We start from the raw sequence: 19,589 nt of genomic DNA on the forward strand, positions 1-19,589 counted from the left end.
TACTTTATGTGGTGCTTAGTTCTGTTTTATGAAAATTATAATATATTAGTTTCAGCGTTTAACTTGTCCGTGATTTATAATTCTTCAATATGTTGTGCATTTGATAAAAATTCAATCGTATTTTTACTTTCTTCTCTTCTATCTTTTCTACGCTGTACACGCTTAGGCGCACTTTCATAGAACCATTTTTCAACTTTTGATTCCGGATAAACATCTGGTACTTGGACTGGCTTACCATTATCATCTAATGCAACAAAAGTTAAGAAACTTAAGGCTGCTAAATGTCTTTCTTTATTTAATACATCCTCAATAATTATTTGAACACAAACTTCCATTGAACTTGTACCTGCATAACTAACCATCGCTTCATAAGAAGTAATATCACCTGTTTTAATTGGTCTTAAAAAATCTACAGAATCAGTTGATGCTGTAACTACTTGGGCATTAGCATGTTTCATTGCAGTAATGGCTGCAATTTCATCTATGTTAGCCATCAATGAACCACCAAACATTGTGTGGTGATGATTGGTGTCTTGAGGAAATACTTGTTTAGCTTTATAACTTTTTGATTCAGACATTGATTTACGAATACCTTGAGAATTTGACATGCGTTATACCCCTTTTATTTTAATTTCTATTTTTATTGAGCCCAATTGCCGTTTTTAAACACTAATTCTTTAGTGTCATCCTGTTTAATTCCATAAATCGTTAAATCTGCACTTCCTATCATGAAGTCAACATGGACATTTGAATCATTAAGACCACTGGCAATTTTTTCTTCAGTCGTCATTTCAGTACCACCTTCAACATTAAAGCCATATGCCGAACCAATGGCTAAATGACATGATGCATTTTCATCAAATAACGTGTTGTAGAAAATAGTATTACGATTTGAAATTGGAGAATCATCAGGTACTAAAGCGACTTCTCCTAGTCGCTTAGAACCCTCATCAGTATTGATCAAATCTCTAAGCACATCTTCGCCTTTATCTGCTTTGAAATCTACGATTTGTCCATCTTTAAACGTTAATGTAAAGCCATCAATGATTGTACCATTATAACTTAATGGTAATTTATTTGTTATATATCCATTAATGTTGTTACGATCAGGAGCTGTAAAAACTTCTTCAGTTGGTAAATTAGCTATAAAAGCTTGTTGATTGCCATTAACATAGCTCGTAGCATCTTCCCAAATATGTCCTTTAGGAAGTCCTACAACTAAGTCTGTTCCTTCGGATTGATAATGTAAGGCTTTATAATTTTTTTCTTGCATCAATTTAGCATGTACACTTAAGTTTTCTATATGTTTTTTCCAATTTTCAATAGGATCGTTCCCGTCAATTCTAACGATATCAAACACTTCATCAATAAACTTCTCTAATGCAATTTCTTCATCTAAATCTGGATAAACACGTCTAGCCCAATCTTTAGAAGGAAAAGCAGCAACAACCCATGGAAACTGATTCTTCTGACTTCCTTCCATATATCCTTTGAATGCTTGACTATAACTCATTTGATTAGCTTTGAGTTTTTCAGGGTCTATACCATTTAGCAAGTTTGGATCACCACTAAGTAAAGCTAAATTTGCAGCGCCACGATTAGCATAATCCATTCGTTCATCTACTTCATACGATTTAACTGCCTGATTTTCAAAGTAATCTACTGATTCATACTCAAATTTAAGTCTATTTAATTTAGAATCTGAATAATTTACTTTTACGTCTGATGCTCCAGCTTTATATGATTCTTCAACAATTAAACGTGTTAAATCGATGGCATCAACTGAAGATCTAATAAAAACAGGTTGTTTAGGTTGTACATTCATACCTATTTTAACTAATAATTCTGCATACTGTTGTAATTTCTCGTTATAACTTAATGAAGTCATATCATCATCCTCCCTAATCTTGACGTAAGTTTCCCAACTCATCAGCAATTGCTGTAACTTCGCTTGGTGAAAAAGAATCTTTAGACATAACAAAATTATGAATTTCTTCTATATCTTGCTGATTGGCATTTTTAAATTTATCTGGATTTAACAACCCTTGATTAACAATATTTAATTTTTTTCTAATATCTGCAATCATTGTTTCATTTTTATTTTGACTCACGTTATCACCTCTTTAATACAATATTCTATCAAAGTATGATAATTTAACAAACTTTTATCGGATATAGTATTATTATGTCTTTATAAAATTTTAAAATAACTATAAAATGGTTTATATAAGATTAATTAGGGGGAATAGAATATGGTAGATGTAGCATTTGTATGTCTAGGAAACATATGTCGCTCTCCTATGGCTGAAGCAATCATGCGTCAACGTTTGATTGATAGAAACATTTCAGACGTTAACGTTTACTCAAGAGGAACAGGTAAATGGAACCTTGGAGAACCTCCTCATGAAGGTACTCAAGATATTCTTAATCGCCATAATATACCTTTTGATGGTATGATTAGTGAGTTATTTGAATCAAGTGATGATTTTGATTATATTATTGCTATGGATCAGAGCAATGTTGATAATATCCAAAACATCAATCCTAATATAAAAGGAAAATTGTTCAAATTGCTCGAATTTAGTAACATGGAAGAGAGTGATGTGCCAGATCCTTATTACACTAATAATTTTGAAGGTGTATATGAAATGGTACAATCATCTTGTGACAATCTAATTGATTTCATCGTCAAAGATTCAAAATTTGAAAGAGGGGTAAATAAAATGGAAAACAAATTAATTCCTGGTATTTTAATTGGCGCTATTGTTGGTGGTGCTGCTACTTTAGCTGACAAATCAACACGTAACGCTCTAGTTCAATCTGTAAAAGATGTTAAAGAAGGTAATCGTTCACGTAAACCTTCTAAATTCAATTCTATTAAAGACGAAGTTTTATATTGGAAAGATACAATTGAAGAAATTCGTCGCAATAACCCAGAATTAGAAAAATCAATTAAAGATGCTAAAGATACTTTCGTTGAACGTAAGAATAACCGCATTGGTCAATAATTGATTGTTTATTTTAGCTAAATCTCTTTTTTATAACTTTAGTTAAAATAAAAACTAACTGAAAGTGAAAAGTAAAATATTATTTTTGTTTTTCACTCATAGTAAGGCGGGACAATGAAATCTTTATTATATAACAGGTTTCTGTCCCGCTTATTTTACTATTTAAATTAATGTATGTGGTTAAAGCAAAGGAGATTGTTATGTCAAAAGAAAATAAATCAAACTCGAAGTATCTTAACTCTATTAAAGACGAGCAAGAGAAGAATCAAGATAAAATTAATGTTGATCGTACATATGTAGAGCCTCAAGAATTTCAATCTAAAGAACCAAAAAAAGACAATCAAGTCTTTTTTGTTTCAAGATTAAACAAACCAGCTAAGTATACAAAAAAATCTAATTTTCTTTCTTATTTAATTTATCGAATAGGCAAAGATGACGCTTCAGGCTTAGCAGCACAAATGACCTATCATTTTGTATTAGCTATGTTCCCAATGTTAATTTTCTTATTAACATTGTTACCATTATTTAACTTAGACCAAAGCCAAATCACCGGTTTATTAAGTAATGCACCTGCTGACACATCGAGTCTTATTAAAGGTGTAATTAGCGATGTCACAAAAAATTCTAGTGGCGGTTTACTTTCTATCGGGTTAATCTTAGCAATTTGGTCAGCTTCAAATGGTATGACTGCAATTATGAATTCATTCAATGTAGCTTATGATGTTGAAGATAATAGAAATGGTATTCTTTTAAAGATACTAAGTGTTATTTTCACGATTGTGTTAGGTGTCGTATTTTTAGTTGCGATGGCATTACCTACTATGGGGTCAGTTATTGCTCATTTCTTATTCGGTCCTCTTGGATTAGATAGTCAAGTTAAATGGATCTTTAGTTTAATTAGAGTTGTATTACCATTAATTATTATTTTGATTCTATTTACAATTCTATACTCTGTAGCTCCAAACGTTAAAACTAAACTAAAATCAGTATTACCAGGAGCTATATTTACATCAGTTATCTGGTTACTTGGGTCTTTCGCATTTGGTTTCTATATTTCAAATTTTGGAAACTACTCTAAGACTTATGGCAGTATCGCAGGTATTATTATCTTATTAATTTGGTTATATTTAACAAGTTTTATCATTATTATTGGTGCTGAAATTAATGCAATCATCCATCAAAAACATGTTATTAAAGGACAAACTCCTGAAGAAGCAGCGCTCGACCATGATGATAATAACCAGAACCACTATAATGAAGATACTACTTATGAATATAAACATACAGCTACTGGCAAAGATGAAGACTATAAAGTCGATAAAGATCCAGAAGATAAACATGAAGAAGATGCTTCATTGACTGAGAAAATTAAAGATAAATTTACTAATAATGATGATGATAATAAAAAATAAGTGTTTAATTACTAATTAAATTAATAAAAGGTTGAGGCAACGGTTTATCGCCTCAACCTTTTTTATTGAATCAAATTATGTTGGAATGCATAAATTACGGCTTGTGTTCTATCTTGTACTTCTAATTTACTCAATATATTACTTACATGAGTTTTAACGGTTTTAATTGTAATATGAGAAGCACTCGCTATTTCTTGATTTGAATACCCTTTTGCAATTAATAATAAAATTTCCATTTCACGCTCAGTCAGCATTTCATATAATTCTGCACGTTTCTTCATTCTGTTACGCATCTTAACTAAAACTTCAGGTTCAAATACCGATTCTCCATTATAAGTTTTGCGTACTGCGTCGGCTATATCACTAGCACTAGTCGTTTTTAAAATATAGCTATCTACACCAGCATCTAATGCTCTATATACTTCTTTATCTTCAATAAAACTAGTTAACATTACAACTTTAATATGCGGCAAATCTTTTTTGATTTGAGTAGTTGCTTCAACGCCATCCATGTCATCCATTAATAAATCCATAAGAATTAAATCAGGTTTTAATTCATGAGCTTTTGCAATGGCATCTTTACCAGATTCCCCTTCTCCAACTATCTCAATGTCAGATTGTGTTGATAGATAACTTGATATCCCAATTCTAACCATTTCATGGTCATCAACGAACAAAACTTTAATCGTCATTATTATCATCCTCCCTATTTAACGGTGCTTTAACTTCTATTCTCGTTCCAGAATCCGGTAACGAAACAATATGGAATGTCGCACCAATTTCTAATGCACGTTCCCTCATATTTTTTAATCCATAACTTTGTTCTAATTTCTCGTCAACATTGAATCCTTTACCATTATCTTGAATTCGAAGTAATAGATAATCTTGTTGGTTAAATAATTCCACAGTAACTTTAGTTCCATTAGAATGTCTTAACGTATTTGATATAGCCTCTTGTGTAATTCTAAATAAATGATCTTCTATACCTTTAGGCACCTTAAAATCTTGAATATCGTGTATGACTTTCATAGGCACTTTCTTTTGCAAATCAATAACTAAATCTTTGATACCTTCACCTAGAGATTTATCTTTTAGTCCTAAAGGTCTTAAATGAAGTAACAATGCGCGCATTTCAAGTTGAGATTCCTGTACCATTTTCTCTAATACTGGTATTTGTTGATCAAGCGGTGCCTCTAATTTTGTTTCTTTTATTGCAGATAACATCATGCTTGCTGCAAAAAGTTGTTGACTTACAGAGTCGTGTAACTCACGAGCTAATCTCTGTCGTTCATCCTCAATGATTTTCTTAACTTTAACATCATTCATATTATAATTCTCATTAGTTAAGTTTTGCGTTTTCATTCGTAAACGGTGCAACTCTTGATTCAACGGAACTAATGTTTGATAAATATCTATGGTTTCGTTATAGAGCTCAATGTTTTGATCATTAATACCTACTGTTTCTCCTTCAATGGCATGCTCGATTTGCGACTTAATCCACTGATTTTGTTGATTAATTTTATATGCGAGAATTGAACCTACTATAATACAAAGTAAAATGATGACTAAATTTAAAAATAGAAAAACAGGTATCCCAAAAATTTGAGTATAAAACATACCTTGGAAATAGATAATATTAACAAATACTTTATCTATAAATAAGAACGCGGTTAACATGCTATAAACTAGTATAAGCATTGAACCGATAGCTCTTAAGTAGTGGTTCATCGATAAATCACCTCAACATCTCCTATGAATGTTGAAACATAAACATTGACATTATAATTCTCTTCTTTAGGCTTCTCTTCAACTTGTATATGATTATTTTCAACTTTATACGATTGGCCATTTAAATAAGCATTTCCATATAGAGCAGCCATGTGTAAATTAATATTATAATTCAATGGTACCACTAACTGAATTTTCCCTAAAATATGTCTTACTACTATCGTATTATTCTCTTTAATATTTGCAGCTTTTGTCATATCAATGTGTATATCACCAACACCATGTTGAATTTGTACATCTTCCCATTTATAAACATACACTGGTGTACGTTGCTCTCCAAACCACTTTTGTTTAATAAATTGAGGTGATGTAACTTCATCTTCTGAAGCAATCACTTTTAAAGGTTTAAACTTAAAAATGAGATATCTAATGATTACGATAACTAGAAAGACAAATAATATTATGATGGTATATTTATTCGACAATAAAGTAAATGCTATAAGCAATGCACCTATCCAAAACGCTAAGAGACCCCTTACTTTATGAAAGTAAAGGTAGCCTACATAAACTAATATACATCCTAAAAGTAATACAAATAGGTAGCCTATTTTCTCAAAAAAGATGTAATAAAAATTGGCAATAATCATTAATGCCGTAAATATGATTAATAACTCTGTCGATATATATTTTCGAGTCAATGTGTCGCCTCCTATTCCCTTCAATTAAGCTACTACACTCATTTGTTCAATTATGTCACATTGGCCTTGTGTTGTGATCTTTTCTTTAGAGCAACGATGAATATCCGCTTCAATTCTTGCACAATAGGCTTCAAATAGATCAAGCTGTCTTTTAAGACCTTCAATTTCATAATTATTAATTTCTTGTGCATGTTTAATATTATACGTATTAGTAATATCAATATATTTATTTTCTAATGTTGCAGTTAAACTGTCAATCAACTTATTCATTTGCGTTTTCTTTTCTTTTAAATATTCAATGTAATTTTCAATGCTCTTTAATTTTTGATCTAAACTGATCTTGTAATCATTAATGTTTCGTTTAATAACTACTTTAAGAAAGTGTTGTAAATATAAGTCCATATAATTCATAGAACCACCTCGTCCTTGATTAAGCTCAATTATAGTTTAAAGTGACTTAAACTCATATAGGCTCTAGGACCATCTTACTCTCATACTTTAGTACGATGTTAATTATTTCTATAGAATTTATATAAATTCATGTAAGTTATACCTCAAATTTTATTTTCAACTTAAACAGGTGTATGATTAATTATATTTATTTTTGAAAGAAGGTAACATCAATGATTAACACACATCGTCTTAATTGGCTTCCTTATGTACTTATTGTGATTTCACTTCACATTCTGGGTTTTGGCTTCCTCTATTTAGCAAATACTAATCATCTACTACTAGGTATGGGATTACTTGCATATACATTAGGACTTCGACACGCTTTTGATGCAGACCATATAGCTGCTATTGATAATACAGTGCGTAAATTAATCCAACAATAACGTAATCCAGTAGGTGTAGGTTTCTACTTCTCAATTGGGCATTCTACAGTAGTCTTTTTTATGGCTGTCTTTTTAGGCATTTCAATTAAATGGGCTAAAGATGCATTACCCCACTTTCAAGAAATTGGAGGAATTATTGGCACTCTCGTTTCAGGAACATTTTTAATTCTCATAGGTATATTAAATCTAATGATATTAATTTCTTTAATAACTTTATTTTTAAAGTTTCGCAAAGACAAAATTAATGATGAGAAGTTAAATGATTTATTAGATACACGCGGCTTTGTTTCTCGTATGGCCGGACCATACTTTAAATTCATTAGTCATAGTTGGCATGTCTTGCCACTAGGCTTTCTATTCGGTTTAGGATTTGATACTGCTAGTGAAATCTCATTGCTAGCTTTATCTTCAGGTGCGTCACAGCAAGCAATTTCATTCGTAGGTATATTATCTTTACCTATATTATTTGCTGCCGGAATGAGTTTGCTAGATACATTAGACGGTATACTGATGACTTCTGCTTATAATTGGGCATTCTTCAATCCTATTCGGAAAATTTATTACAATATTACAATTACTGCTATATCTGTTATCGCTGCGCTATTAATTGGCACTGTTGAATTACTACAAATACTAGTTGATAAGCTTCAATTAAAAGGTTCTTTTTGGGAATTTATTGAAAACATACAATTTGATAATATAGGTTATATTTTAGTGATTTTATTTATTATCAGTTGGCTCATTTCCACTTTAATTTGGAAATTTGGCAAAGTTGAACAACGATGGTCTTCATAGATTCATTTCTTTGACATTATTCGTAGAATAGTTAATACTTTAGTGACTTTCACAAAGGAGATTATGATATGAATAAAACTATTGCTCTAGTTACTGGTGCTTCATCAGGACTAGGATTTGAAACATCGCTCATGCTTGCTGAAAAAGGATTTCAAGTATATGCCACGATGCGTAATTTAGAAAAACAAATGAATTTAAAAAATGAAGCGACTAAAAGAAATGTAGACCTAACCATTTTAGAATTGGATGTAACCAAATTAGATAGTATTAAATCTGCTGTTGAATTCATTATACAAGAAGAAGGTCGTATAGACATTTTGATTAACAATGCTGGCGCCGGCTTTAATAAAACTACAGAACAAGCAACCGATGAGGAAATAAATTGGCAACTTAATTTAAATTTAATGGGTGTAATTCGAATGACCAAAGCTGTATTACCAATCATGAGATCACAAAGAGAAGGTCGTGTTATCAATATTTCGTCAGTTGGAGGCATAGTTGGACAACCTTTTAACGAAATATATTGTGCCGCTAAGTTTGGTGTTGAAGGTTATACAGAATCTTTAGCAAGTTATATTCAACCTGAATTCAATATTAAATTTACTATTATTGAACCCGGTGGCATACAATCTGAATTTATGCCCAACATTATGAACCACCTAACACAAACTGGTGGCATACAAGAAGATGAATATACGCACTTATACAATTCATATATCAGTGGTATTAAAGAAAATTATGGGCATGATGCTTCTCAGAGTTCACATGAAGTTGCGCAAGTCATTTTAAAAACTATTGAAATGAAAGAACCACCTATTAGAACGCGTACGTCTGGTTGGTCTGAAACTTTCACAAAAATTAAAACCAAACTAGACCCAGATGGCAAACAACAGCAGCAACAAGTCTATAAATTATTAGGTAAATAACTTTATAAAACTAACTAATATAAACTTAAAAAACCAGTAAATGAGCGTTGTCATCTCATTTACTGGTTAATTTATATATATCGAATTTTTAATTAAAAGTAATTAAATATGAAATTAATCAATTTTTGTAGTTAATAATGGTCCATCTTTAGTAACGATAACCGTATGTTCGATTTGAGCGACAAAACTCTTATCTCTAGTTTCGAAGGCCCATTCGTTTTTACCTTCTGTTACAAAAGTTGCTTTAGAAGAAATAAATGGCTCTACTGCAATTACAACCCCTTCTTTAAGTAAAGTTTTATCTTTAGGGTCATAATAGTTCATAACATGGTTAGGCGCCTCATGTAGTGATTGACCTACACCATGCCCAGTTAGATTTTTAATGACAGTTAAATCATTTTGACGTGCTGTTGCATGTACTGCTTTACCGATATTACTTAATTTAGTTCCTGGTTTAACTTTTGCCATTGCATTTTCAAATGCCATTAGTGCAACATCACATACTTTTTGTTTAAGTGGGTCACTTGCTTCGCCCACAACAAAAGAAATACCTGTATCAGCGTAATAACCATTTTTTAAGGCTGATACATCAATATTAACTAAATCTCCTTCACGAATGATTCGTTTGCCAGGAATACCATGCGCTACTTCTTCATTAACACTTATACATGTTTGTCCAGGGAAATTCTCATCATGAATAGGTGCTGAAATAGCACCATGTTCTTCAAATAAATCTTTAGCTATATTGTCTAATTCTTTAGTTGTAATACCTGGTTTAGTAGCTTCTTGCATAGTATCTCTAACCTTAGCACAAATGTAACCTATCTCTTTTAAGGCTTGTAATTCTTCTTCTGTTTTTACAATCATAATATCCCGTTCCTTTTTAAATTGTGATTACATCTTATTATACCAAAAAAATTTTGATATACTAAACATACAAAAAATGAAGCGCAAAATAATTTCTGTTTAAAAGATAAAATTATAATTGTTATTTTCGTACAACGAGAGGATTTATCATATGGATAAATGGTACAAGAAAATTATAGGAGCGAGAACAATCAAAACTGGTTTAGCAACCTTTTTAACATCGCTATTTTGTTTGATGCTTGATCTCACTCCAATCTTCGCTATATTAACTGCTATTGTAACTATCGAACCTACTGCAAAGGCATCATTAAAAAAAGGTTATAGAAGATTGCCCGCAACAGTAATTGGTGCATTATTTGCTGTACTTTTTACTTTTATTTTTGGTGACCAATCGGCTTTAACGTATACGTTCAGTGCACTTTTTACTATCTTAGTTTGCACTAAATTAAACTTACAAGTTGGTACTACCGTTGCGGTGTTAACATCGGTTGCCATGATACCTGGCATACACGACGCCTATTTATTCAACTTTTTTTCAAGATTATTAACTGCATTAATCGGTTTGGTTACAGCAGGATTGGTCAATTTTATAGTTCTGCCTCCTAAATATTATCAGCAAATTGAAGATAATTTAACGCAATCCGAATATAAAATGTATGAGTTGTTCTCTTCAAGATGTAACGAATTATTATTAGGAAAATTTGATTCTGATCATAGTAATGATCTTTTAAATAAGTTGATGGGTGTAATAAACAAGACTGAAACTTTAACCGGCTATCAAAAAGACGAATTACGTTATCATAAAAACAAAGAAGATGAATGGAAACGATTAAAAAATATTTCGAACCGTTCCTATATCGATAGATTACTGGCTACTCACCTATCAAATATTATATATTTACCTAAGCACATACATTTAGTTTTTACGCCTGAGGAAAAAATAGCTATTATTAAAATTAGTAATAGCGTCAATAATATTATCAAAAGCAATCATTTTGAGCCTCACCGTTCATCTGCATCAACACTTAAATCTTCTGTCAAACGCTTAGAAGAATTTGATCAGAATCAAATCAAAAGTCATGTCATTTATGAAATACTTCTAATCTATAAATTATTAGATAGTAGATATAATGACAAATAAAAAATGACGTACTGGAAAATTTCTATAGATCCGGTACGTCATTTTTAATTGTTTATTATATTTGTTATTTTTTTGATCTTTCTATAATAACTCGTTTAGCCGCTTCTTCTTCAGTGTTATCTAATTGTTTAGGTTCAAAAGGTATACCTTTACGTTCGCAGGCTTTTTCTAATAAATAATCAGTCAGTTCATGATTCTTTGGAAGGATAGGTCCATGTAAATATGTTCCTAATAAATTTTTATAGTGAATACCTTCTTGTTTATCATCATCATTATTACCGTAACCAACCGTAACGTGTCCTAACGTACCAAAATTATGATGTGTTCGACCACCATGATTCTCGAAGCCAACTATCGTTCCAAATGTGTCACTCTCGATTACTATATCACCCGTTAATCGTTCAGTTCGTGATTCAGTATAGAAATCTAAGATACCTAAACCTTCAAGTTCAGTTCCATCAGGCGTAATATATTTTGTTCCTAAAAATTGATAACCACCACAAATCGTTAATCCTGGCATACCATCCTCAATAGCATCTTTAAGTGTAGTCTTTATCTTACTTAATTCCTTAGTAGCAATACTTTGTTCTCTATCACTGCCACCGCCGATAAAGAAGATATCACAATTATCAAGCGTCACACCTTCAGTTTGGTTAACTTCTACTACATTTAATTGAATACCACGTTTCTTTGCTCTTTGTTTGAGCGCAATAATATTTCCTATATCACTATATAAATTTAATTTATCTGACATAAAATGATAAACGGTTAATTCATTCATATTTATTGCCCTCCTTTAAATGAACGATTAAGTTGTTCTAACATTGGAGATAAAGATGTGTAGTTAGGAATAGCTACCGTGAAACCTTCATAATTCATTGTCATTGCAGTTGCTTTATAAATATCTTTTTCAAGTATAATTGGAACATTTACTTCGGCTAATTTCAGACGTAATTGTAATTCTTCAGCTCGAGTCCCTGTAACAATGATCGTTTCAATATTTTGTTCGCTTAATTTCTCGAAATCGGCATCATAAATCCAAGAAGTATCACGACCATCAGCAGCATTATCATTTAGACTAATGACATATACTTTTTTACCTTCTAACTGTTCTCCTACTGATAAACTAGCATTCATACCTGCAGGATTCTTAGCTAAATTAATCATAGCTTCTTTATGATTAAGTTTGAAATATTGCATACGGCCATTATCTGAAGTATATGATTCGAAACCAATTCGAATAGACTCATCATTGAGCCCTAATTCTCTCAACACAGTATAGGCAGCTAATGCATTATAAGCGTTGAAGTCTCCGGCAATTTTCATGTTAAATGTTGTTTCATTTATATTTAATGCTAAGAACGGAGATACTGTGAATGATGAAACTTCATATTTAGGTAATTCACGTTTGAATCCACATGAACAATGGTAATGACCGATTTGATTATAATGAATGTAATCGTATGCTAATAATTTGCCACAATTTGGGCAATACTTACTCTCATTCATAGTACTTTGCTCAAACTCATGCGCGTGTGCTTTCATACCATAATAAACGATAGAGTCACTAGCTATTTTAAGTCGACTTACAAAAGGATCATCTGCATTGAGTAACAATTTAATTCCTTTATTACTAATTGACTTAGCTATATTATTTACCATTATATCTATTTCGCCAAAGCGATCCATTTGATCACGGAAGAAATTAGTAAATATCATCATTGATGGAGTGACTTCTTTTAAAACTCGAGGAATAGATCCTTCATCGATTTCAATAACCGCTACTTTAGTATTTTTAGTGCTCTGCATGATAAAGGCAGATGTGATACCTGCTGCCATATTAGCACCTTCATTATTATGTATAATTTCAATATGATTTGCTTTTAATGTATGTCCTATAAGATTAGATGTAGTCGTTTTACCATTAGTCCCACTAATAAAAACGATGTCATCTACTTGTGCAGCTAATTTTCTTAATATATTTTGATCCACTTTGCGGGCAACTTGTCCAGGTAAATCTGTACCTTTCTTCCCAGCAGCGATACTAGCCTTACGAGCCAATTTCGCTAAGTGCGTTGCAGTCCATTGTCTCATGTGCTTCCTCCTCATATAAATCACTTGAATAATTATAACACGTAAAGGGTATAACAAAAAACATTCTCAATTAAAAATAACAAGTTACATTCTAGATTATAATAATTATTATTTACTAATGAGAATAGATTTGTTATACTCTTAATGAACAAAGACAAAATCAATTACAAAATCTTAAATAGAGGTGACTTAATTATGCTAAGTAAAGACTTATTAGAAGCACTTAATGATCAAATGAACCATGAATATTTCGCAGCTCATGCTTATATGGCAATGGCAGCTTATTGCGATGATGCTTCATATGAAGGTTTCGCTAACTTCTATATCCAACAAGCTAAAGAAGAACGTTTCCACGGTAAAAAAATCTATGATTATATCAACGATCGTGGTGAACATGCTGAATTTAAATCAATACCAGCGCCTAAAACTGAATTTAAATCTATCCTTGAAACATTTAAAGATGGATTAGCACAGGAACAAGATGTTACTCGTCGTTTTTACAATTTATCTGAAATAGCTCAAAAAGATAAAGACTATGCTACGATTTCTTTCTTAAACTGGTTCTTAGATGAGCAAGTTGAAGAAGAATCAACATTTGAAACACATATTGATTATTTAAACCGTATTGGCGATGACTGCAATACTTTATATTTATATGAAAAAGAATTAGCAGCTCGTTCATTTGATGAAGAATAACTTTTATCTCATGGTTTAATTATGATTGAGACAAATGATTTTTAGTACTTGCCTAGTACATGTAAGTAACTAACATGCACAAAAAGGTATAATGCTAGTTATTCATAAGACTCATAAATATTACTGGAGTGGATAATGAATTCGAAATGAATTCATTTCCACTCTTTTTTATTTTAAGAATGCAACATTCTGGAAATATATTTATATTTTTAGCTAAAATAAAAGAATCAATACTTGAAAGGACAGTGTTCAGAATGGAAAATGCCTTTATTGCATTAGACTTCGAAACTGCAAACGGTAAACGTACAAGTATTTGCTCTGTAGGTATGGTCAAAGTAGTTAACAATGAGATTGTGGAATCTTTTTATACTTTAGTTAACCCTTTTGATTATTTCTCTCAGACAAATATTGAGGTTCACGGTATTACACCTGAAGACGTAAATGATGCTCCTAGTTTTGAATATGTATTCCCCTATATGATGCAATTTATTGATAATTTACCTGTTGTTGCTCATAATGCTGCTTTTGATATGAATGTACTACATCAAAGTTTAAAACAGTTAAATATAGAAACACCCTCCATGATTTACTTCTGTTCATATCAACTTGCTAAACGTACAATTGATGCATATCGTTACGGACTAAAACATTTAATGAAACATTATAAACTAGATTTTCACGGTCATCATGATGCACTCAACGATGCTAAAGCATGTGCAATGATTACGTTTAGATTATTAAAACACTATGACAATTTACAAAGTATGCTCCAAATTTATGGCAAAAATTTAAAAGATAAAGGTTAACCCACATGAATTGCAATTACTGGTTTAGTTTAATTGCTAATATCATCAAGAACCTTTATCTTTCTATAAAATCATAAATCGTCATATTCTCATATGTTGACTGTTCTAAATTGCCAACCGTTACACCGATTAACCTTATTGGAACATCAGGATCCTTCAAATCATTATATAAATCATAAGCTACATTATATATATCAATATCTCTACTTACTGCCTCTCTCAAACTTCTTTGTTTAGAAAATGTTTCATATTGATAAGTTTTTAATTTAACTGTTACGGTACTACCTGATTTTTGTAACTTGGATAAACGTTCTGCTGTCTTGCCAGATAGTTCCCATATTTTTTGTAAAATTTCTTCATCATCATTCACATCAGTTGAAAATGTTCGTTCAGTACCCACGGATTTACGTACTCTCGTTGCTTTTACTTCACTATGATCAATTCCTCGCGCTTTAAGATATAATCCACGACCTCTTTTTCCGAACCAACGTATTAATTCAAATTCAGTTTTATCATACAAATCTTTACCTGTATATATATCATGGTTATGCATGACTTTTTTCGATGCTTTACCCACACCTGGAAAGTCACCAATATCAAGATTCATTAAAATATCGTTTACATTATTATAATCGATAACCTTCATGCCATTAGGCTTATTCATACCACTTGCTAATTTTGCTAAAAATTTATTATAAGATACACCTGCCGAAGAAGTTAAACCAGTTTGTTCAAATATGTCGCGTCGAATAAACGTTGCGATTTTAGATGCAGACAAGTCAGGTCTAACAAGGTGAGTAATATCTAAATACGCTTCATCCAATGACATTGGTTCTACAATATCTGTATAACTTTTAAATATAGACATAATCACGGCAGAGGCTTCTCTATAAGCGTCAAATCTTGCTCTTACATAATATCCATTAGGACATAATTTATGCGCTTGAGACATTGGCATTGCAGAATGAACCCCATATTTTCTAGCCTCGTAAGAAGCAGTAGAAACCACACCACGAGTACTTGCCTTACCACCTACAATTACAGGTTTACCTTTTAATTTAGGGTTATCTCGCATTTCTACTTGTGCAAAAAAGTAATCCATATCTATATGAATAATCCTTCTTTCGGCCATCGTCTCACCTCTTTTAAAATAAACTAAATAAAATAAGCCTCAATATAATTATAATGTGACTAGCAACAAAACTCATGAAATGTGCACATAAATAATTATATTGAGACTCACTATTTATTCAAATTCGTTATTAGCTTGTATAGGTCGTTGATGATACATAATTAAACCTTCATCTGATGGATGTACATATTCAAATTTATTAGTAAATGTAATACCTACTAAATATAAATCAATTAAGCAATATCCAAAATGTATACTTAACATAATAATAATTGAGGAGTATGCGTAAATACTGAAAATAAACATTAATACTCCTGTTAATATAAACATTGGAGCTAGCATTATTGTGCAAAATTGCCATTTATTAAAATATTTTTTGGAAATATGTACTAATAAAAAACCTTTTTTATATTTAAAATGAGGCTGTTCTCCTTTTGAACAGATAAAAAATGAAATTCTATGAATCAGTTCATGTAGTTCTAAAATAACTATAAAACCTAAAATACCATATAATAAGTTAGCTAAAAATGTTTGTTCATGAATGGTTGTAAACATAAATGCCCATTTATAAGTAAACACTATCATAAATAAAATCACTACTAATTGAGTTGCCATAAATTTAGGTAAGTTGATTCTATTTGGAGAAAAATCAATTTTCTGCACAATAATGACCTCCAATCTCTGTTAATTTTCAACCATAGTATACACAGTCGATGTTGAGAAAAAAAACTTTTTTATAAGATTTAATGCTCTGTAACCATTTCTTAATATTTGTATTAAAATTTCACGTTTAAGATTTTCTTTCAAATAATGCAACTGTCTCTACATGTGTTGTTTGAGGAAACATATCGACTGGTGTAATTTCTTGCAATTCATATTGTGAATCTAATATCTGAGCATCTCTTTGTTGCGTAGATGGATTACAAGAAATGTAGACAATACGCTTAGGATTTAGTTTGAGCAACGTTTGTAAGAAAGTTTCATCGCACCCTTTTCTCGGGGGATCTACCATAACAACATCTGGTTTGATACCTTGTTGTTTCCATTTTATAATGACTTCTTCTGCTTTTCCACAGACAAAAGTTGTATTTTCAAATCCATTTAAAGTCGCATTTTGTTGTGCATCTTTAATCGCTGACGGCACGATCTCAACACCATAAACATGTTTCGCTACTGGCGCCATATATAAACCTATCGTACCAATACCGCAATATGTATCAAGAACTGTTTCTTCACCTGTCGATTGCGCATACTCTATAGCTTTCTGATATAATTTTTCAGTTTGAGAAGAATTTATTTGATAGAATGATTGATCACTTATTTTAAATGTAGTATCACTAAGTTGATCAGCAATCTTATCTTTGCCATATAGCGTTACAGACTGTTCCCCCATAATAACATTGGAATGACTATTATTAATATTTTGTTTAATGCTAGTTATGTTAGGAAAAGTTTCTTTCAGTTTTTCAACTAAAATTGAAGCTTGCTGGAAATTTTTACCATTTGTTACAAAAACGACCATCATATCATCAGAATAATAGCCTGTGCGAATAACTAAATGTCTTAAAAGTCCTTTTTTTGTACTCTCATTATAAACACTAATATCGTAATCAATAATATATTGTTTGACGTGGTTCATAATATCTTGGTGTATATCATCTTGGATTAAGCAACTATCCATATCGATAATATCGTGACTTCTTTGTCGATAATATCCCATAATTGCTTTTCCTTCTCTATCTTTACCAATTGGCAACTGTGATTTATTTCTGTAATGCCAAGGATGATCCATACCGATAGTTTTGTTAATGATTGTATTGCTAAATTGTGCTTTTCTATGGAATAAGTTGGTAACTTGTGACTGCTTCATAGCCAATTGGGCATCATACGTCATGTGTTGCAATTGACAACCACCACACTTCCAATAGTATTTACATGGCGGTTCCACGCGTTGCTCACTTGATTTAATAACTTGAAGAAGTTTACCAATAGCAAAATTTTTCTTCACTTTTATAATTTTATATTTAATCATTTCACCAATTAACGCATTTGGCACAAATATCGGATAACGGTCGATTTTAATGACTCCATGCCCTTCATGTGTTAAATCAACAACGTTACCTTGTTTTATTTCATTTTTATTTATGGTTTCCATTATTTCACCCCACATAAAAAGAGGTTAGAGTAGTTTAATCTTGGTTTTGTTTTCATACCTAAGACATCAAAACTATTGCTCAACCTCTTCAACTGTATAATTTATTCTGATATTTCATTGTTTTTTATAATTTCTTCATTCGATGGCTTCTCTTCAATAATGCCATCTTCAACTTGTTGATCTTCAGTTAATTCCTCATTGTATATATCTTTTGGCGTACATACTTCGATATGTCTTTTTAAATTCAAGAAATTAGCTGGTAATTTACCACCATATTCACCATCTACATTCAGTTGCATTTCAGTAAAGGATGAGATATTAATTGATTTAGCTTTCTCATAAATAACTTTTGGATGTTTAATGTGTTCTCCACGAGATGCTAAGGTCATGATGTGCCCTAGTTCAGCAAGGTTAGCCTTTTCTACAATAATTAATGTGAAATGCCCGTCGTCTAACTTAGCATCTGGAACCAATTTCTCAAATCCTGCCATTGAGTTTGTCAGTCCCAATAAGAATAATAATGCCTCTCCTTGAAAAACTTGATTATCATATTCTATACGCAAATCTACAGCTTTCATCTGAGGTAACATTTCAAATCCTTTAATGTAATACGCAAAGGGACCTACAATTGATTTTAATCGACTTGGCGTCTCATAAGAAACTTGAGTTAATTGACCACCAGCTGCTAAATTGATGAAATAACGATTATTCATTTTTCCTATATCCACTTTAGTCGTGTGATCATCAATAATAACATCAACAGCACCCATAATATCACTTGGTAAATGTAAGGCTCTACCAAAATCATTCACTGTCCCCATAGGGATTATACCTAATTTAGGGCGATTGGGTTGTTCAGCTATGCCATTAACAACTTCATTAAGTGTGCCATCTCCACCAGCTGCTATAATAATATCATAATCTCTTTTAAGTGCACGTTCAGCTTCAAGCGTTGCATCGCCTTCACGCTCAGTTGCATAAGCACTTGTCTCATAACCGGCACGTTCTAATTTAATTAAAACATCTGGTAAAGTTCTTTTAAAAAGTTCCTTTCCAGAAGTTGGATTATAAATGATTCTTGCACGTTTTCTCATAAATTATCCCTCATCTTTTTATACATATTCTTATATTAAATGATTTATAGGAGAGTTGGAAGTATTTAAATCAATAATCTTTAAAATACATTTATTACACTATTTACAATTAAATAATCATAGCAGTTATAACATTAAAATTAATTGAACTAAAAACACCAAACACCAAAATTAAAAGGTTTGTTCCCTAACCATGATAGG

At 31.4% G+C, this 19,589-nt stretch carries 20 protein-coding genes and 2 pseudogenes; 8 read left to right on the forward strand and 14 right to left on the reverse strand.

The window, feature by feature from the left end:
- Positions 1-74: 74 nt before the first annotated feature.
- The 3 genes from F1592_RS08705 to F1592_RS08715 are packed head-to-tail and all read right to left on the reverse strand — an operon-like array spanning position 75 to position 2,111.
- The gene (locus F1592_RS08705; RefSeq protein WP_011275382.1) at positions 75-608 is read right to left on the reverse strand and encodes an acyl-CoA thioesterase; all 534 of its coding nucleotides are present in this window, start codon (positions 606-608) and stop codon (positions 75-77) included.
- Positions 609-640: 32 nt separating this feature from the next.
- Positions 641-1,888, reverse strand: coding sequence for an aminopeptidase (locus F1592_RS08710; protein ID WP_149809712.1), 1,248 nt, complete (start codon positions 1,886-1,888; stop codon positions 641-643).
- A 13-nt stretch (positions 1,889-1,901) separates the two neighbouring features.
- Positions 1,902-2,111: a DUF1128 domain-containing protein gene (locus F1592_RS08715; protein ID WP_080290985.1), complete on the reverse strand. Its 210-nt coding sequence runs from the start codon at positions 2,109-2,111 to the stop codon at positions 1,902-1,904.
- A gap of 141 nt (positions 2,112-2,252) precedes the next feature.
- Between F1592_RS08715 and F1592_RS08720 the strand changes: the two are divergent.
- The 3 genes and pseudogenes from F1592_RS08720 to F1592_RS08730 all read left to right on the forward strand — a co-directional run.
- Positions 2,253-2,714, forward strand: a pseudogene (locus F1592_RS08720) (low molecular weight protein-tyrosine-phosphatase); the annotation flags it as partial.
- Between the two features lie 9 nt (positions 2,715-2,723).
- Complete coding sequence (locus F1592_RS08725) at positions 2,724-3,008, forward strand: YtxH domain-containing protein (protein WP_011275378.1); 285 nt, start codon at positions 2,724-2,726, stop codon at positions 3,006-3,008.
- Between the two features lie 200 nt (positions 3,009-3,208).
- Positions 3,209-4,420, forward strand: coding sequence for a YihY/virulence factor BrkB family protein (locus F1592_RS08730; protein WP_149809713.1), 1,212 nt, complete (start codon positions 3,209-3,211; stop codon positions 4,418-4,420).
- A gap of 62 nt (positions 4,421-4,482) precedes the next feature.
- Here the strand turns inward: F1592_RS08730 and vraR are convergent, their stop codons facing one another.
- Genes vraR through F1592_RS08750 form a run of 4 tightly spaced genes read right to left on the reverse strand, consistent with a single transcriptional unit; the run spans position 4,483 to position 7,257 of the window.
- A complete protein-coding gene (gene vraR, locus F1592_RS08735; RefSeq protein ID WP_037551137.1) occupies positions 4,483-5,112 on the reverse strand; it encodes a response regulator transcription factor VraR in 630 nt (209 codons plus the stop codon).
- A complete protein-coding gene (gene vraS / locus F1592_RS08740) occupies positions 5,102-6,148 on the reverse strand; it encodes a sensor histidine kinase VraS (protein WP_053017422.1) in 1,047 nt (348 codons plus the stop codon). The genes vraR and vraS overlap by 11 nt, the downstream gene beginning before the upstream one ends.
- Positions 6,145-6,846 (reverse strand): cell wall-active antibiotics response protein VraT, encoded by a 702-nt coding sequence (vraT, locus tag F1592_RS08745; RefSeq protein ID WP_011275374.1) that lies wholly within the window; start codon positions 6,844-6,846, stop codon positions 6,145-6,147. Before vraT ends, vraS begins: the two co-directional genes overlap by 4 nt.
- Positions 6,847-6,870: 24 nt before the next feature.
- On the reverse strand, positions 6,871-7,257 hold the full coding sequence (locus F1592_RS08750) for a hypothetical protein (RefSeq protein ID WP_037537962.1): 387 nt from the start codon (positions 7,255-7,257) through the stop codon (positions 6,871-6,873).
- Positions 7,258-7,469: 212 nt separating this feature from the next.
- Here F1592_RS08750 and F1592_RS08755 point away from each other — a divergent pair.
- Together F1592_RS08755 and F1592_RS08760 are read left to right on the forward strand one after the other, a co-directional pair.
- Positions 7,470-8,477, forward strand: a pseudogene (locus tag F1592_RS08755) (HoxN/HupN/NixA family nickel/cobalt transporter).
- 68 nt (positions 8,478-8,545) lie between these two features.
- Complete coding sequence (locus F1592_RS08760) at positions 8,546-9,403, forward strand: SDR family oxidoreductase (protein ID WP_149809714.1); 858 nt, start codon at positions 8,546-8,548, stop codon at positions 9,401-9,403.
- A 114-nt stretch (positions 9,404-9,517) separates the two neighbouring features.
- On the opposite strand, the gene map is transcribed toward F1592_RS08760, so the two are convergent.
- Positions 9,518-10,270 carry a type I methionyl aminopeptidase gene (map, locus tag F1592_RS08765; RefSeq protein ID WP_011275369.1) on the reverse strand — a complete coding sequence of 251 codons (753 nt, stop codon included), beginning with the start codon at positions 10,268-10,270 and terminating at the stop codon, positions 9,518-9,520.
- Between the two features lie 151 nt (positions 10,271-10,421).
- On the opposite strand from map, the gene F1592_RS08770 reads away from it, so the two are divergent.
- Complete coding sequence (locus tag F1592_RS08770) at positions 10,422-11,411, forward strand: FUSC family protein (protein ID WP_053017429.1); 990 nt, start codon at positions 10,422-10,424, stop codon at positions 11,409-11,411.
- 64 nt (positions 11,412-11,475) lie between these two features.
- On the opposite strand, the gene gatD is transcribed toward F1592_RS08770, so the two are convergent.
- Complete coding sequence (gene gatD / locus F1592_RS08775; RefSeq protein ID WP_037537973.1) at positions 11,476-12,192, reverse strand: lipid II isoglutaminyl synthase subunit GatD; 717 nt, start codon at positions 12,190-12,192, stop codon at positions 11,476-11,478.
- A 2-nt stretch (positions 12,193-12,194) separates the two neighbouring features.
- Positions 12,195-13,505: a lipid II isoglutaminyl synthase subunit MurT gene (gene murT / locus F1592_RS08780; protein WP_107609900.1), complete on the reverse strand. Its 1,311-nt coding sequence runs from the start codon at positions 13,503-13,505 to the stop codon at positions 12,195-12,197.
- 195 nt (positions 13,506-13,700) lie between these two features.
- Between murT and ftnA the strand changes: the two genes are divergently transcribed.
- Both ftnA and F1592_RS08790 read left to right on the forward strand, forming a co-directional pair.
- A complete protein-coding gene (gene ftnA, locus F1592_RS08785) occupies positions 13,701-14,201 on the forward strand; it encodes an H-type ferritin FtnA (protein ID WP_011275365.1) in 501 nt (166 codons plus the stop codon).
- A gap of 254 nt (positions 14,202-14,455) precedes the next feature.
- On the forward strand, positions 14,456-15,007 hold the full coding sequence (locus F1592_RS08790; protein WP_037537979.1) for a 3'-5' exonuclease: 552 nt from the start codon (positions 14,456-14,458) through the stop codon (positions 15,005-15,007).
- A 55-nt stretch (positions 15,008-15,062) separates the two neighbouring features.
- On the opposite strand, the gene dinB is transcribed toward F1592_RS08790, so the two are convergent.
- The 4 genes from dinB to F1592_RS08810 all read right to left on the reverse strand — a co-directional run bounded on the left by dinB (position 15,063) and on the right by F1592_RS08810 (position 19,388).
- Positions 15,063-16,139, reverse strand: a complete 1,077-nt coding sequence (dinB, locus tag F1592_RS08795) for a DNA polymerase IV (RefSeq protein WP_037537982.1) — start codon at positions 16,137-16,139, stop codon at positions 15,063-15,065.
- A gap of 114 nt (positions 16,140-16,253) precedes the next feature.
- Positions 16,254-16,802, reverse strand: a complete 549-nt coding sequence (locus tag F1592_RS08800; protein ID WP_053017435.1) for a DUF3267 domain-containing protein — start codon at positions 16,800-16,802, stop codon at positions 16,254-16,256.
- Between the two features lie 127 nt (positions 16,803-16,929).
- Complete coding sequence (gene rlmD, locus F1592_RS08805; protein ID WP_053017437.1) at positions 16,930-18,294, reverse strand: 23S rRNA (uracil(1939)-C(5))-methyltransferase RlmD; 1,365 nt, start codon at positions 18,292-18,294, stop codon at positions 16,930-16,932.
- A gap of 101 nt (positions 18,295-18,395) precedes the next feature.
- Complete coding sequence (locus tag F1592_RS08810) at positions 18,396-19,388, reverse strand: diacylglycerol kinase (protein ID WP_037537988.1); 993 nt, start codon at positions 19,386-19,388, stop codon at positions 18,396-18,398.
- Between the last annotated feature and the right edge of the window lie 201 nt (positions 19,389-19,589).

The organism is Staphylococcus sp. GDX7P312P (assembly GCF_008385775.1).
Lineage (GTDB): Bacteria > Bacillota > Bacilli > Staphylococcales > Staphylococcaceae > Staphylococcus > Staphylococcus haemolyticus.

Excerpts from the sequence above, each read along its gene's own strand:
- F1592_RS08705 (WP_011275382.1), bottom strand. The coding sequence starts at position 608 with ATGTCAAATTCTCAAGGTATTCGTAAATCAATGTCTGAATCAAAAAGT.
- F1592_RS08710 (WP_149809712.1), bottom strand. The coding sequence starts at position 1,888 with ATGACTTCATTAAGTTATAACGAGAAATTACAACAGTATGCAGAATTA.
- F1592_RS08725 (WP_011275378.1), top strand. The coding sequence starts at position 2,724 with ATGGAAAACAAATTAATTCCTGGTATTTTAATTGGCGCTATTGTTGGT.
- F1592_RS08730 (WP_149809713.1), top strand. The coding sequence starts at position 3,209 with ATGTCAAAAGAAAATAAATCAAACTCGAAGTATCTTAACTCTATTAAA.
- vraR (WP_037551137.1), bottom strand. The coding sequence starts at position 5,112 with ATGACGATTAAAGTTTTGTTCGTTGATGACCATGAAATGGTTAGAATT.
- vraS (WP_053017422.1), bottom strand. The coding sequence starts at position 6,148 with ATGAACCACTACTTAAGAGCTATCGGTTCAATGCTTATACTAGTTTAT.
- F1592_RS08750 (WP_037537962.1), bottom strand. The coding sequence starts at position 7,257 with ATGAATTATATGGACTTATATTTACAACACTTTCTTAAAGTAGTTATT.
- F1592_RS08760 (WP_149809714.1), top strand. The coding sequence starts at position 8,546 with ATGAATAAAACTATTGCTCTAGTTACTGGTGCTTCATCAGGACTAGGA.
- map (WP_011275369.1), bottom strand. The coding sequence starts at position 10,270 with ATGATTGTAAAAACAGAAGAAGAATTACAAGCCTTAAAAGAGATAGGT.
- F1592_RS08770 (WP_053017429.1), top strand. The coding sequence starts at position 10,422 with ATGGATAAATGGTACAAGAAAATTATAGGAGCGAGAACAATCAAAACT.
- gatD (WP_037537973.1), bottom strand. The coding sequence starts at position 12,192 with ATGAATGAATTAACCGTTTATCATTTTATGTCAGATAAATTAAATTTA.
- murT (WP_107609900.1), bottom strand. The coding sequence starts at position 13,505 with ATGAGACAATGGACTGCAACGCACTTAGCGAAATTGGCTCGTAAGGCT.
- ftnA (WP_011275365.1), top strand. The coding sequence starts at position 13,701 with ATGCTAAGTAAAGACTTATTAGAAGCACTTAATGATCAAATGAACCAT.
- F1592_RS08790 (WP_037537979.1), top strand. The coding sequence starts at position 14,456 with ATGGAAAATGCCTTTATTGCATTAGACTTCGAAACTGCAAACGGTAAA.
- dinB (WP_037537982.1), bottom strand. The coding sequence starts at position 16,139 with ATGGCCGAAAGAAGGATTATTCATATAGATATGGATTACTTTTTTGCA.
- rlmD (WP_053017437.1), bottom strand. The coding sequence starts at position 18,294 with ATGGAAACCATAAATAAAAATGAAATAAAACAAGGTAACGTTGTTGAT.
- F1592_RS08810 (WP_037537988.1), bottom strand. The coding sequence starts at position 19,388 with ATGAGAAAACGTGCAAGAATCATTTATAATCCAACTTCTGGAAAGGAA.